The organism is Pseudomonas sp. B414 (genome assembly GCF_055408445.1).
Genome location: NZ_JBUZTQ010000035.1, coordinates 32444 through 47725, shown reverse-complemented (window position 1 = coordinate 47725; position 15282 = coordinate 32444). Strand labels below are relative to the sequence as shown.

The window sequence follows — 15282 nt, the reverse complement described above, 5'->3', positions numbered from 1 at the left end:
GGATGCTGCCATCGGCACCCTGAGTGATAACGCCGCCCCGATTACCGGCACTATCATCGACGGCAGTACCACCAATGACACCACCCCGATCTTCAGCGGCACCGCTGAAGCCGGAAGCACAGTGATCATTTATGACGGCAGCACCGAGCTGGTCCGTAAAACAGTCGATGGTTCCGGCACCTGGACCTACACCGCCACCGCCACCGCTCTGACCGACGGACTGCATAGCTTTACCACCATCGTCGAAGACATAGCCGGTAACCAAAGCCCGGCCAGCACCGCGATCAATTTCACCGTCGACACCAACCTACCAGACGCTGCCATCGGCACCCTGAGCGACGACGCCGCCCCGATTACCGGCTCTATCATCGACGGCAGTACCACCAATGACACCACCCCGATCTTCAGCGGCACCGCTGAAGCTGGAAGCACAGTGATCATTTATGACGGCAGCACCGAGCTGGTCCGTAAAACCGTCGATGGCACCGGCACCTGGACCTACACCGCCACCGCCACCGCTCTGACCGACGGACTGCATAGCTTTACCACCATTGTCGAAGACCAAGCCGGTAACCAAAGCCTGGCCAGTACCGCGATCAATTTCACCGTCGACACCAACCTACCAGACGCTGCCATCGGCACCCTGAGCGACGACGACGCCCCGATTACCGGCTCTATCATCGACGGCAGTACCACCAATGACACCACCCCGATCTTCAGCGGCACCGCTGAAGCTGGAAGCACAGTGATCATTTATGACGGCAGCACCGAGCTGGTCCGTAAAACAGTCGATGGTTCCGGCACCTGGACCTACACCGCCACCGCCACCGCTCTGACCGACGGACTGCATAGCTTTACCACCATCGTCGAAGACATAGCCGGTAACCAAAGCCCGGCCAGCACCGCGATCAATTTCACCGTCGACACCAACCTACCAGACGCTGCCATCGGCACCCTGAGCGACGACGCCGCCCCGATTACCGGCTCTATCATCGACGGCAGTACCACCAATGACACCACCCCGATCTTCAGCGGTACCGCTGAAGCCGGAAGCACAGTGATCATTTACGACGGCAGCACCGTGCTGGTCCGTAAAACCGTCGATGGTTCCGGCACCTGGACCTATACCGCCACCGCTCTGACCGATGGACTGCATAGCTTTACCACCGTCGTCGAAGACATAGCCGGTAACCAAAGCCCGGCCAGCACCGCGATTAATTTCACCGTCGATACGGTTTCACCGGATGCTGCCATCGGCACCCTGAGTGATAACGCCGCCCCGATTACCGGCACTATCATCGACGGCAGTACCACCAATGACACCACCCCGATCTTCAGCGGCACCGCTGAAGCTGGAAGCACAGTGATCATTTATGACGGCAGCACCGAGCTGGTCCGTAAAACCGTCGATGGCACCGGCATCTGGACCTACACCGCCACCGCCACCGCTCTGACCGACGGACTGCATAGCTTTACCACCATCGTCGAAGACCAAGCCGGTAACCAAAGCCCGGCCAGCACCGCGATTAATTTCACCGTCGATACCAACCTACCAGACGCTGCCATCGGCACCCTGAGCGACGACGACGCCCCGGTTACCGGCACTATCATCGACGGCAGTACCACCAATGACACCACCCCGATCTTCAGCGGCACCGCTGAAGCTGGAAGCACAGTGATCATTTACGACGGCAGCACCGTGCTGGTCCGTAAAACAGTCGATGGCACCAGCACCTGGACCTATACCGCCACCGCTCTAACCGATGGACTGCATAGCTTTACCACCGTCGTCGAAGACATAGCCGGTAACCAAAGCCTGGCCAGTACCGCGATCAATTTCACCGTCGATACGCTTTTACCAGATGCTGCAACCGGCACCTGGAGCGATAACACCCCCCTATTTATAGGCACCATCACCGACGGCAGCATCACCAACGACAATACCCCGACCTTCAGCGGCACTGCTGAAGCCGCAAGCACAGTGATCATTTATGACGGCAGCACCGTGCTGGTCCGTAAAACAGTCGATGGCACCGGCATCTGGACTTACACCGCCACCGCCCTGACTGAAGGCGTCCACAGTTTTACCACCGTGGTCGAAGACCTTGCCGGTAACCAAAGCCTAGCCAGTGCCGCCATCGGGTTTACCGTCGACACCATTGCTCCTGTTGTTCCAACAATCACCGAAGCGGTGAACGACGCAGGCGCAGTCACCGTCGCTCTAACCAACGGCAGCTGGACTGCCGACCTGACACCGACCTTAAACGGTACAGGTGAGGTTGGCAGTACCATTTACGTGCAGTACGGTAACCCAGGAGACAGTTGGCTGGATGCCATCACCTCAGTGATAGTCGGAACTAATGGCACTTGGACCTGGACCACTCCTGCTCTGGAAGAGGGCAATTGGGAGTTCCGAGCAAGATCCCAAGACACTGCTGGCAACGTGAGTGGTTATACGGAGAAGTTCACTCTAACCCTCGGCATCCCGCTTATTATCCTGGCGGTTGATGATATGGGGCCTGACATAGGTGAAATATTAAACGGGGGCCGGACTGACGATACCACCCTAACCCTGTACGGCATGGCAGAGTCAGGCAGTACGGTTTATGTTCAGTACGGTAAAACCATTGATACATGGACGGACGCCGTTGCTCCAGTAACGGTGGGTAGTGATGGTCAATGGTCATGGATAGCACCTACGTTGGATTCAGGCTTTATTTGGGAGTTCCGGGCAAAAGCTATTGACGCGGCAAGTGTTGAAAGCCCGTACTCACTGAAGTTTAGGTTGACTATTGGTCAGGATATTAGCCCAGACACGACTGCGCCGGATAATCCAACCGCACTTATCATTAACACCAACTCGGTCAACGTTGTATACGATGGTAGCCAACTGTCGGCAGGTGACTCCATCAACCTTTCAATAGGTAACGAACACTATGACTATGCGCTCACCCAGGCGGATATCCAGGCCGGGATGGTGACAATCAATGTCCCGACAGCACTCCAGCCACTTACGGTTGATGACGTAAGCGCTGCGATCGTTGATGCTGCGGGGAACAACTCTCAATACATCAGCAATGTGATTACAGTCACCACTGAAAACTTCGGCAGTGTAACCGACACTTTAACGTACCTGGCCGGGAATACTCTAACTTTGGAAAACATGCAGGTCACCGTTCTTGAAGGTCAAACTCGAGTCAATTCGTACTTCAACACATATCCCTCTTATGGCAGTGGCAAGCGTTTGTATTTCGGTGAATCTGCTGTAAACGGCACTCCCGGTGACAGACTTGAAATAACCCCAAATACCCCCTGCACGTCGATAACCTTTACCACCGATCATTTAGATGAACCGGCAAGCTATTCTTTTTACGATACTGGTGGAAACCTGCTGGAAACGTTGGAATTTGCCGCCTACAGACCTGGCTATACAGTGACTTACACCGCTCCTGCCGGTGTATTGATCGGCAGTATCCAGGCGTACACCACCGACTGGGGGTTTATGGACAACTTCCAGTTCTATCAACTTAACGGTTTTGAATTCCAGGATGCCCCAAGCATGCAAACCATCAGTGGCGAAGAGTTCGGCGCACACTATGGCACAAGCGGTAACGATGTATTTTCGCTGGCCGACGTCAGTGGCTTCACCAATAGCGTTTACGGTGAAATCCACGGTGGCAGTGGTAATGATACCCTTGCAATAACCGGTAGTGACCAACTGCTGAACTTGACCAATCTTGTTGACAAACTGAAGTCCATTGAAATCATTGACCTCGACAGTACCAATAATAACACCCTGAATTTGACCTTGAGTGATGTGCTGGAACAAGGCGGTGTCTCGTTGTTTAACGATGATGGCTTCGTACAAATGATGGTCAAGGGAACTGCCGGTGACACCGTCAATCTTGATGACCTGATGGCCGGTAGCATTGATCCGGGCAACTGGGCCAACAGTGGCCAAGTGAGCGTGAGTGGCGTGGTCTACGAGGTGTATCGCCACGATGCGCTGGATGCCGAGTTGTTGGTGCAGCAAGGGGTGCAAACAAACCTGGTGTAGGGCTCGACATTGAGTAGCGTTTTAAGCATCTGGCGAAGTAATCGGAGCGCAAATATCTGCCAATAAGTCAGCGGTCGCAGCGAGACCTCAGTGCTGCAACAGCCGCTCCTCCGACTCCTTGAGACTTGCCAGCACTGTCGCCACCGGGCCATGACAAGCCTCCAGCGAGCCTTGCTCCGCAACCCTTTCGAGCGCACTGCAGGCATCTTTTAATACGAGGTCGCCTGTCAGGTGTGCCCCGCCGCAGATCTTGTGTGCCAGTTTGCCCAGTTCCTCAACCCCTCCACTGTGCAGCAACCGCGTCAGCTCAAGCGCATCATCACGATGGGTTTTGAGGATTTCCTCCAAAAAGGAACTATAAGACTCGGGGCTGAGCAGCCTGATTTTCTCCAACTCGCCTCCCACAGTACAAGCAGCAGCCCGGGCACGACGCTCGCACTGTTGCACTACGTCGTCAATCAAGCGCGCCAGAGCATCCAGCCCCAGGGGCTTAAATATGCAGCGATTCATGCCCGCTGCCAGACCACGCTCGACAACCTGCGGCTGGGCGTTGGCAGTCAAGCCAAAAATTGGATGGCAACGCCGGGCCATAGCCTGCTCAACATCACGCATGCGCCGCGTCAACTCGCAACCGTCCATGCCCGGCAAACCGAAGTCGGTGATGGTCAGGTCGAATGCCGGGCTGGCCTGTTCCCAAATGGCCAGTGCCGACTCGCCGTCACCATATGACACGGCTTCGTGGCCCAAGTACTCCAGCTGCTGACACAGCACCAGGCGATTGGGCGCATGATCTTCGACTACCAGCACTTTCAGACGATAAGTCAAAGGCATCTTTGCTTTTATCTGGACACCGTCTTGCGCGATGTCAATCAACGGCGCTTCAAACATCAGGGTAAAGCGTGAACCCACGCCTGGTTGGCTGCTGACACTCAGGTGCGCGCCCAACAACTTGGCCAGACTGACACAGATGCTAAGCCCCAGACCGGTGCCCTTGGTTCGATCCTCGCTGGGGTTGGCCTGTACAAATGGCTCAAAAATTCTCTTCTGCTGCTCAGTGCTCAAGCCTGCCCCGCAGTCGCTGACCTCAATCGAAAACCGGCCATAGCCGGTGTTGTTCGTCCCCGGGAGCTCACGCAGCAACAATTGCACACGGCCCTGCTCGGTAAACTTGATGGCGTTGCTCAACAGGTTCGAAATGATCTGGTTGAGCATCAAGGCATCGATGCTCACGCCGTGATGAATAACCTGCATACACAACCGGTAATCCAGGCCTTTTTTTCGGGCACTGCTGTAAAACAGCTTGTACAGCGACTGCATCAACTCGGTCAGATGAGTGGGCCTTGGCAACAGCTCCATAACACCCGCTTCGATTTTGGAAAAATCCAGAATGTCACCAATCAACGACAACAATGACTGAGCTGATTGGTGAGCCACTTGCAGGTTGTCTTGCATTTGCTCCGGTGAAGCGCCCCGTACCCGCAACATCTCAATCAGGCCGATCAAGGCGCTGATAGGGGTGCGGATTTCATGACTCATGCTCGCCAGAAATACCGATTTGGAGCGGTTGGCCTCCAGGGCGTTCTCCGTGGCCAGACGCAGCTTTTCTGTCAGGTGCACACGCTCGGTAATGTCCAGCCAACCACCGATCAGGCCAATATAACGACCATTACTGTCATTGAACGGCAATACCCAATGATAAATCTGATAGGGCTGGTCTTTCACCAGCACTTCCAGATCGGCATAGACCGGCTGACCCGTTTTCAGTATGTCCAGATACAACTGATGGTAACGCGCATTGATGTGCGGGCTGACGTGCTGGCTCTCCAGTAAGGTCTTGCCGAGGACTTCGTTGGCATTGGTCTGGAGAAAATCCAGATAGGCACGGTTGCATTGAACCAGGCGTGCTTGCTCGTCCCGTACGTAAAGGGCAACCGGGGCACCATCGATCAAGGTGCGGGTGAATTCCAGTTGATCGCCAAGGGTCTGCTCGGCTTTTTTCCGTTGTTGGATCTGCACCTGCAGAAAGTAATTCCAGATCAGGACCACCAGCACAAACAAAATCGCACAGGCGATGATGATGTAAACAAGATCCTTGTAAGTGTTCCAGGAGTTGGCGAGTGCAGGTACGTCGTAACTGCTCCAGCGATCTGTCAATTGCTGAAGCTCTTCGGGGGGTGTTTCCTGCAGCACCTGATTGATGATGCCTTTAAGGATCTGATTGTCTTCGGCGACAGCCATGGCAATCCTTGCCGGCATTGCTCCAAATACCGAAGCGATATGCAAATCCTGCTGGTAGTAGTAATTGATGAAATAGTTAGCGCCGAATTGGGTCTGAACACTGCCATCGACTTGACCTGCCATCAGCATTTCCAGGCCATGGGTCGGACTTTCAACGGCCACCTGGGTAATCCCGGGATAGGTCTGCTCGGCCCAGGCTGAGAGGGCGTTGCCGGCGGGCTGTGCCACTTTCAAGCCATTGAGTTCATTAAGGCTGTGTATATCGGCATGCCCCCGCCGGGTAACCACCACAAACGGGCTGACCAGATAGGGCTGGGTATACTGCTCAGCAGAGAGCCGATAATCGTCGAGATTCAAGGCCGTAATCATATCCGCCTGATGATGCTCCAGCTGTTCGACCATATCGCCGGAACCCTCGCTGCGCACCAGCTCGAACTCAAGACCCGTGCTTCGGCTGATCCGCTTAAGCAAGTCGGCACCCAAGCCTTGCAGGCGGTCGCGCTCATCGAAAAATGTCAGCGGCGCATAAGCCCCAGCCACCAGTACCCTGACCTTGGGGTGAGCGACAATCCAGGCCTTTTGCTCGGGGCTCAAGTCGAGCATCTTGTGAGCGATCACAAAGTTGTTGCTCAACCCCCATCGTGAAGTGATCCGCGACATTCCGGCCGCCGGGAATGCCGCCTGTGATTGGTTGATCGCTTTAAGCAGTTCAGGGGTACGGGCGCTGACTGCAAAATTGATATCGGCAACATTGGGCGACGCGGCATTGCCGACAATAAAGAGTTTGTTGCGGTATAAGCGGGAAATCAGAAACTCGGCCGTAATGGCATTGGTGCGAAAGGCCTCGATCTGGCCATAAGCCAGTGCCGCCATGGCGTTCAAATGGCTGGAGTAGCGAATCAGGCTACTGTCAGGGTACTGCGCGTGCAGTAGCTGCTGCTCTGACCCGGTGCCCAGATAAGCGAGGCGGCCGCGGGCGATGTCAGTATCAGTGGTCACGGGTTCGTTAATGCGCCGAACGATAACTTGCCGGTTTAACAGGTAGGGTGTGGTGGGCAGCGTCTGCGGGTCGGTCTGGCTCACGTCGTTGAGCCCCAGCATATCAACCTCACCCCTAGCAATGGCCTGAAGCGCCTCGGGCCTGTTGCCATAACGCAGGATTTCAAAGGGAACGCCCATGGTCTGCTGCAGCAACCCCAGTACATCTGCTGTGACACCCTCAAATACATCAGGCTCATAACCTGCGTGCAGTGGAGGCCGCGCGGTACCCCAGAATGCAACCCGAACCGTAGGTTTGTTGTCCAGCCATGCGCGAGTATCAGGGTCGAACGCCACCTTGGGAGCCAGCACAGGTGTGCGCACGCGCAGTTGCGCAGGCTCTGCGGCGTAGGCCGAACAAGTCGCCACCAACAGCAGCATGCCCAGCATAAAGAGAAAACGCCTTGCGGCTGATACGTTCAAAGTGCAGCCATTCCATAGAGAATGAGGATAAAAATAAAATCCTTACACCTGACCTGGGTACAAACACCGCTATTAATGACCTTCCTGCAACCAGCGCGCAAGAACCCCCGCACTGGCGTACTCCTGCACAATCGACTGATAGCCGTCAAAGCGGTTGCTGATTTCATTGACCTGATTGTTGTAATGATCAGTTTCTGCAATGAGCACATCGAGCAAGGAGCGCTTGCCCAACTCTTTCCACTGCAGGAAAAACTCCTCACGGACAAGATCTGATTCCACCGACAAGTCGCGATACAACTCGGCCCGTTCCAGCTGGGAGCGTGCATCGTTGTCAGCCGTACGGATGCGGTACTCCAGGTCCAGGCGCTGTTGCTCCGTCTCTTGACGGCTGGCGTCGGCGCGATACAAGGCCGCACGCTCGGCTGCACGGTTTGCCCCCCCCGCTAAAGACACTCCAGGTCATATTCAGGGTGGTCTGCCAAGGCTGCTCGCGACCGAATGAGTCCTGGCTGGTGTTCTTGCTGATCACCCAGTTCAACTGCGGCAAGCCGGAAGCATGTACGACTTTGGCTTGCAACTCTGCCGACTCTGCCTGGGCAGTAGCCTGGATGATCGTTGGATGATTCTGCGCATCACTGAGCAGTTGCTCCATTGGGGTGAGGCTGATGTTCCATTGTTTGCTGCGCGGGATCGGAACCTCGCGCTCACCCACCAGTTTATACAAACTGATTTGCACATCACGGGCCCTGGCGACAGCCGCATCGCGCAAGGCCCGGGCCTGCATCAGGCGTGCCCTGGCCTGGGTCAACTCACTGGCTCGGCCATGGTCCACCGCAACGATACTAGCGAGCATTTTCTCCAAATCTTGCATGCGATTGACAAATTGCTGGCCAAGATCGCTGATGACCCGCTGCTTACCCAGTTCTATCAGGGTAGACACTACTTCGTAGCCCGTACTTTCCATCTGCGCGACCGTGCCTTCATCAGCGGCAACAGCCAACTGCTTGCGGCTGGCGATGGTGTTATCCAGGCGTCCCCAATCGTAAACCATGGTGGTTATCGAAAGGTTGATCCCTCCACCGACCTGTTCGTCCTGCGAGCTCTTGCCAAATTGCAAAGCTCTGGTTTGAGAGCCCAGTTCAACCTGGGGCCAACGGTGCCCCTTGGCTTCATCGATATCGGAGCTAGCAGCCTGCTGTTGCGCCTGGAACCCTTTCACTTTCGGGCTGCGCATGATGGCTGCGTCCACTGCCTGCGAGAAAATGCCTCGCAGCTCTTGCGCTGAAGGGCCAGTATTGATTTCGCCCTGCTGGGCCCGAGCCGTCATGCGGTTGGACAGACCGGCATAGGCCACGGCCGAGACGCTGTAGGGCTGCGGCTCAATACGCGCCAGGGCTGGAGGCGTACCAACCGCTGCCGTTTGAGAACTGAACAGAACCAACAAGCACAGCACAACGACACAAGCCCCGAGTCTGGACTGTGCAACCGCTGAATTAAACGTCATGGTTAACGCTCCCGGAATGCTTCCCGAGCCCTGAGTACCGGTTTGAGCAGGTAGTCGAGAATGGTTTTTTCACCCGTGCGGATCTCAACCGTGGCCACCATCCCGGGAATGATGGGCAGCGATTTTCCGCCGGCCTCGAGGCTGCTGCTGTCCGTCAGGATCAGCACCCGGTAATAGGTATCGTCAGCGCGGCCGGCAGCGGCTTTCTGGTCATCCTTGAGGGTGTCGGGGCTGATGTATTGGACCTTGCCCTTGAGTCCGCCATAAATGCTGTAGTCGTATGCGGAAATCTTCACCATGGCTGCCAGGCCCGGATGCAGGAAAGCCACGTCGGCTGGGCGAATCTTGCCTTCCACCAGCAACTGGTCTTCCAGAGGAATGATTTCCAGAATGTGCTCACCGGGCTGAATCACTCCGCCACGGGTATTGACCCGTACGTTCTTGACGGTGCCGCGCACGGGAGCGGTCAGCGTGGTGCGCTCCACAACATCGGCACGCCCCACCAGGCTTTCGCTGGTTTGTGACAGCTCCAGTTCAAACTTTGCCAGCTCTGCGCTGGCCTCTGCCTGGTAACGGTTAGTACGCTCGATGATCTGCGTCTTTATTTCGTTGGCTTGACGGCGCATGCGCAAGAGCTCGACCTCGGACATCAAGCCCCTGGCGCTCAGCGGTTCGGCAAGACGCAGCTCACGCGCGCTCAAGTCATAGCTGCGCTGCAGCCCGTTAATACTTTGGTTCAGTGCACTTTTGCGCGCGTTATAAGCTTGAATCTCTTGCTCCATGACCACCTTGTCGGCCTTGACCATGTCATCGAACTGCAACGGCTGCTGGTAAGCTTCGGCGCGCAAGCGGGAAATGCTGGCCTTGAGGCCGATGACTTTGGACAAGGTCTCGCGGTAACTGGCCTGGGCACGGGTAGGGTCAATCTTGAGCAGCACCTGCCCCTTCTCGACAACATCGCCTTCACGCACATCCATTTGCGACAGAATCCCGCCTTCCAGGCTCTGGATAATCTGTTCACGGCTCTTGGAGATGACCCTGGCTTCACCTTGGGTGATTTCTTCAACACGAGCGTAATGTGCCCATACCAGGCCACCTGTCAGCACCGCTACAATCAGGTACATGACCAGCCGGGAGCCAGGCGTCGTCTGGATCAGCAATGACTCCTGAACATCTTTCATGTAGAAGGAATCGCCAGGTAACAGCGGGCTAAGATTTCGACGGTGCAAGCGTATGCGGGTCATGGTGCCGACTCCGCATTGGGCTGAATTTTGCGGGTGGCATTCGAGCCAACCGACGTCGCACGGTATTTGGCTGCTGTTGGCGCGTCATGAACGTTTTTGTCCATGGCAGCCAGAATCATGTCTTTGGGGCCGTCGGCGACAATCTTGCCCTCGTCAATCACCAGAATGCGCTCTACCAGCCTGAGCACTGACGGGCGATGAGTCACCACAACCAGGGTCTGCCCCTGCGTGACACGCTGCAGGTGTTGCATAAACTGCGTTTCAGTCTGCGAATCCATGGCACTGGTGGGCTCGTCGAGCAACAGCAGTAACGGACGGGCCAGCAAACTGCGGGCCAGCGACACCAACTGACGCTGACCTCCGGACAAGCCTTCGCCCATTTCACCGATCGGCAGGTTGATACCCAAGGGATGACGAGCAGCGACATGATCCAGGCCCGTCAGACGCAGCACCCGCAAAAACTCTTCGGCTGTCGCTTCAGGCCGCCCGAGCATCACGTTTTCGCGCAGGGAGCCGTAAAACAGTCGTGCATCCTGTCCAACATAGCCAACGGCCTTGCGCCAGTCCGCAGGATCGATCTGGCTGACGTCCAGACCATCGGTAAACATCTGCCCACTCACTGGCAGGTAGAGGCGCGCCATCACCCGTAACAACGTCGACTTTCCGCTGCCGACCCGGCCGAGAATCGCCACCCGTTCGCCCGGTTCTATCGTCAGTTCAATCCCCTGCAAGGCAGGCTGATTGAGCTGTTTTGATTGCCCCGGGTAGGCGAAGGTGAGGTTCTTGAGGGTTAATTGACCGGTCAACTGCGGTTTGGCCAGATATTCAAGACTGGGATCTCGATCCACAGGTACTTTCATCAATTTGTTCAACGATTGCAGCGCAGCTTTTGCCTGCTGGAAACGCACAGCCAGCGCCACTACCTGAGCCAGCGGGGCGGTTGCACGACTGGCGAGCATCACGGTGGCAATCAGCGCCCCCATGGTCAACTGACCGGCATTGATCAGATACACCCCGAGCACAATCAGCACCACCGTCTGCACTTGTTGAAAAAACATCACCACGCCGCCGGCAACGCTCGACAGCTGTCGCGCCTTCATCGACGTATTGGCAGCCAACGCACTGAACATTTCCCAGCGCCGTTGCATAAAGGCCTCACCGCCTACAGCCTTGAGGGTTTCCAGACCTTCAATGGCCTCGATCAGCAAGCCCTGCTTGAGGCATGTTTCACGCAGGTTTTCTTTCATCGTGCGCGCTAGCGGCCACTGGACAGCCACACTGACCAGCACAATCAACGGAATCAGCAGCAATGGCACCCAGCCCAGCGGGCCGCCGACAACAAAGATCACACCGGCAAACATCAATACAAATGGCAAATCGGAGATGGCCACCAGAGTGGCAGATGTAGCGAAATCACGGACCGACTCAAATTCGCGCAACTGGTTTGCAAACGCTCCTGAAGACCCGGGTTTGTGTTCCATCTGAATCGACAATGCCTGACGAAACAACAGAGTACCCAGCACCAGGTCGGCCTTTTTGCCCGCATGATCCAACAAGTGCGCGCGCACATACCGGGCAATTGCCTCGAACACCATGGCCACCAGCACACCGATCGCCAATGACCACAGCGTCACAAAAGCCTGATTGGGGATCACCCGGTCGTAGACATTCATAGTGAAAAAAATGCTGGCCAGTGCCAGGACGTTAATCAGTACCGCACCGATGGCCGCACTGCGGTAGTAGCGCCTATAGCGCCACAGGGTACTTAACAACCAGTGCCCGGCTGGCCTTGCGGCTTCCTCGCCAGCGCGTGTATCGACCTTGGCACAGGGTTTGGCAAGAATGGCAAAACCGGCGTACAACTCGTCCATTTCGGACTGGGGGATTTCCACCGGACGGGTACTTATCTCCGGCAGAATCACCTGATACAGGCATGCCCGATTATCTTCGGCCTGAGGCTCTGCGCGGCGGCTCACCAGCACACAACCACCCCTTTCCTTGCGCAGCAGAATGATCGGAAACAACTGTTCGGATAACGCTCGAACTTGCCGTTGCACCAGTGCTGCAGTTATTCCGGCATTTGTCAGGCTGGCCAGCGCCAGCGAGGGAGAAAGTAGCCCAGCCATGGGCAAGCCCGCCGTAAGCGCTTCGGATGAGCGGCTCAAACCATAATGTTCACAAAGCCACGAGACACTTTGCAGCAACGTGTCTTCGATGCGAGTTTGTGGAGCGGATATGGCAGGGCTTTCATTCCCTGATTCGGCAGGCAGGCTGGCGGTAGACACAGAATGCCTCCAAGGTTAATCGCTAATGCCATGGCAGGCTGCGCGCCAGAGGCATTAGCCGAAGTATCCGTAGGATAATTCTGGCAACACAATCAACTCAGCGAAATGAGACTTGTCTCAAATTCAATGCATTGCATCAAAAGGAAGCACACGAGAAATATCAGCGCCCAGGACAATTGAGCGGGCTACATTGACATCCGTTATTTGTACGAACTTGAACTATAATTAATAGAATACCCTGGAAAACTTTGCAGGCTTCATCGAAACAACTTCTGGAACAGGTCGACTATGAGATGGTCTGTCGCATCGCCTTTGCGTATCGTTCTGCTGGATGATCACGCACTGATCAGGGACGCCTTAAAAATCCGGTTATCGTTGGAAGCCGATTTCAAAGTACTCGGTGCCTATTCAACAAGTCGCTACCTGATTGACAGTCTGCGAGGCCAGGACGTTGACCTGCTGGTGCTGGACTATCTGTTGGGCGATGGTGAACTTGATGGTTTGCGCCTGATTAAACTGGTACATAGCCACTATCCGACTATCCGGATTTTGATTTACTCCTCTCTGGAGCGCCCCGCCACTGTCAACATGAGCATCCGTGCCGGTGCCCATGGCTTTGTAGGGAAATCCCAGGAAACCGAAGATCTGCTGCACGCCATTCGTATGGTCGCCATGGACCGTATTTACATGTCACCCGCAATATCAACGAAAATAGAAAAGTTGTCGGTTGTGCAGTTAGATATGACCCAGCCATTTGACGGTGACAAGGTATTGGCAGACCACCCACAACTTTCCCCCAAGGAGAGCGAAGTATTGCGTTGCTGCCTGGAAGGCATGTCGGTTTCCCAGATAGCCAGCAAATTCCTGCGCAGCCGAAAAACCATCAGCGGGCAAAAACAGTCGGCTTTTAGAAAACTCGGTATCAGCACAGATACCGAACTGTTCAAACTGCAAAATCAGTTGAATGCAATTTGATCCGGATACATTTTTGCAAGCACTGCCTGCATTCCAACTTGATGGCGCAGGGTCGCGATGCAATAACCTGCATGAACCCGGCGCGGATTTTTCTGGGCGTTATTGCCCCTGATAGTGTCGCTGATCAACCCGGCGGAATCGTCGCCAGAATACCGATGCCAATGGTCAACACCAGAAAGCCGCCCAAAAACCATGCCATCTTGCTCATCAAATTTCCCCGTCAAACGTTCGTAATAAAACAGGCGCAGAGCATCAGCCGACCACACGCGAGCGTTGCTGCTTACTCAGGTCCTCGTCTGTCTCGAAAGGTTGACGGGAATTTTGCGCCGCAAGCTGCATACATAACAGTCGCAGTTAACGCGAAAAAATACGGATCAGATGTTAACTCAGCGAACGCTACTCCTGTGGGAGCGAGCCTGCTCGCGAAGGCCGTGAACGATAGCGCGTGCTGACTGGATAATCGCGACGCTCTTGAGTCCTTCGCGAGCAGGCTCGCTCCCACATCAAGTGAGCAGCATTGAATCAGACTTCAGGCAGTACAAAGTGCTCAGGCACAACACTGCGCTGATACTCAGCAACCACTGCCTGGCTGAGGCTGACCACCGCCTCGTTCAATTCCAGCCCCGCTCCCGTGCGCCAGCTCGCATACACCGCAAAGCCCGGCGCAGTTTCGATCGGCAGCGCAATCATCGCCCCGCTTTGCAGTTCGCGGCTGACCAGTACCGGTGGCAAGGCACCGATGCCGAAGCCGTCGGCCACCAGCTTGATAATCGCCGCCACCGAGTTGATACAGCTGATTCGCGGTGTGGCAATGCCGTGCTGGTGCAGGAAGTTGAGCATGTCCTGATGGGGCCGCGACAAACGCGAAAAGGTCAGCAGCCGCTCCTGGCACAGATCCGCCAGATTCTCGTAGCGGCGATCCAGCGCCGCGCCCCTGGCGATAATCCAGCTCAGGGGGTAACTGGCCAATTGCACATTGCGCACGCCATCGGCGCGCAACAAGTCGGTCTGGAAGATCAGGTCCAACTGCCCTTTAAGCAGTTGTTCATTGAGATTGAGCGCGGTATCGGCCGTCAGCTCGACCTCGACCTGGGGATAGTCGCGACTCAGGGCACTGATCAGATCCCCCAGCCAGCTGTGGATCACGGTGTCCATCACACCGATGCGCAGCCGCCCGGCAAAGCTGTCCGCCTGCCCCAGCGACTGCAGCAGGCGCTGCTGGGTGGCCAGCATCTCCTCGGCATAGCCCAGTACCTGATGACCTTCACGGGTCAGGTTGACCCCACGCGAATCACGTTGAAACAGTTGCACGCCCAGCTCGGTTTCAAGCACTGAAATGCGACTGGAGATGGCTGCCTGGGTACTTGAAAGCTTTTCGGCGGTCAGTCGAAAGCTGCCAAGACGCGCCACCCAGACGAACGTAAGAAGAAATCGCATATTCATTTAGGACGCCTCACCCAAGCAAAACCAGGGCAGCACTGTAAACCCTTGCCGCAGGTGCAGGCCAGTCGGCTTAAG

At 55.8% G+C, this 15282-nt stretch carries 9 protein-coding genes; 2 read left to right on the top strand and 7 right to left on the bottom strand.

Features of this window, described 5'->3' with window-relative positions; all coding sequences use genetic code 11:
- A partial coding sequence (locus ACZRMH_RS21690) for an Ig-like domain-containing protein (protein ID WP_464015221.1) occupies positions 1-4057 on the top strand: 4057 nt, incomplete at its 5' end.
- Positions 4058-4144: 87 nt separating this feature from the next.
- Here ACZRMH_RS21690 and ACZRMH_RS21685 read toward each other — a convergent pair.
- The 5 genes from ACZRMH_RS21685 to ACZRMH_RS21665 form a co-directional block, all read right to left on the bottom strand.
- Complete coding sequence (locus tag ACZRMH_RS21685) at positions 4145-7723, bottom strand: ATP-binding protein (RefSeq protein ID WP_464015220.1); 3579 nt, start codon at positions 7721-7723, stop codon at positions 4145-4147.
- Between the two features lie 105 nt (positions 7724-7828).
- Positions 7829-8164, bottom strand: a complete 336-nt coding sequence (locus ACZRMH_RS21680) for a hypothetical protein (RefSeq protein WP_464015219.1) — start codon at positions 8162-8164, stop codon at positions 7829-7831.
- Positions 8088-9260: a TolC family protein gene (locus ACZRMH_RS21675; protein WP_464015218.1), complete on the bottom strand. Its 1173-nt coding sequence runs from the start codon at positions 9258-9260 to the stop codon at positions 8088-8090. The genes ACZRMH_RS21680 and ACZRMH_RS21675 overlap by 77 nt, the downstream gene beginning before the upstream one ends.
- A 2-nt stretch (positions 9261-9262) precedes the next feature.
- Positions 9263-10504, bottom strand: coding sequence for an HlyD family type I secretion periplasmic adaptor subunit (locus tag ACZRMH_RS21670; protein WP_464015217.1), 1242 nt, complete (start codon positions 10502-10504; stop codon positions 9263-9265).
- Positions 10501-12789, bottom strand: coding sequence for a type I secretion system permease/ATPase (locus ACZRMH_RS21665; protein WP_464015216.1), 2289 nt, complete (start codon positions 12787-12789; stop codon positions 10501-10503). The genes ACZRMH_RS21670 and ACZRMH_RS21665 overlap by 4 nt, the downstream gene beginning before the upstream one ends.
- Before the next feature lie 288 nt (positions 12790-13077).
- Here ACZRMH_RS21665 and ACZRMH_RS21660 point away from each other — a divergent pair, with 288 nt between their 5' ends.
- Positions 13078-13764 carry a response regulator gene (locus ACZRMH_RS21660; RefSeq protein WP_464015215.1) on the top strand — a complete coding sequence of 229 codons (687 nt, stop codon included), beginning with the start codon at positions 13078-13080 and terminating at the stop codon, positions 13762-13764.
- Here ACZRMH_RS21660 and ACZRMH_RS21655 read toward each other — a convergent pair.
- Entirely contained in the window at positions 13746-14030 is a 285-nt protein-coding gene (locus ACZRMH_RS21655) for a hypothetical protein (protein WP_464015214.1), read from the bottom strand. The genes ACZRMH_RS21660 and ACZRMH_RS21655 overlap by 19 nt on opposite strands.
- Positions 14031-14286: 256 nt before the next feature.
- A complete protein-coding gene (locus tag ACZRMH_RS21650; RefSeq protein ID WP_464015213.1) occupies positions 14287-15207 on the bottom strand; it encodes a LysR family transcriptional regulator in 921 nt (306 codons plus the stop codon).
- Positions 15208-15282: the final 75 nt, after the last annotated feature.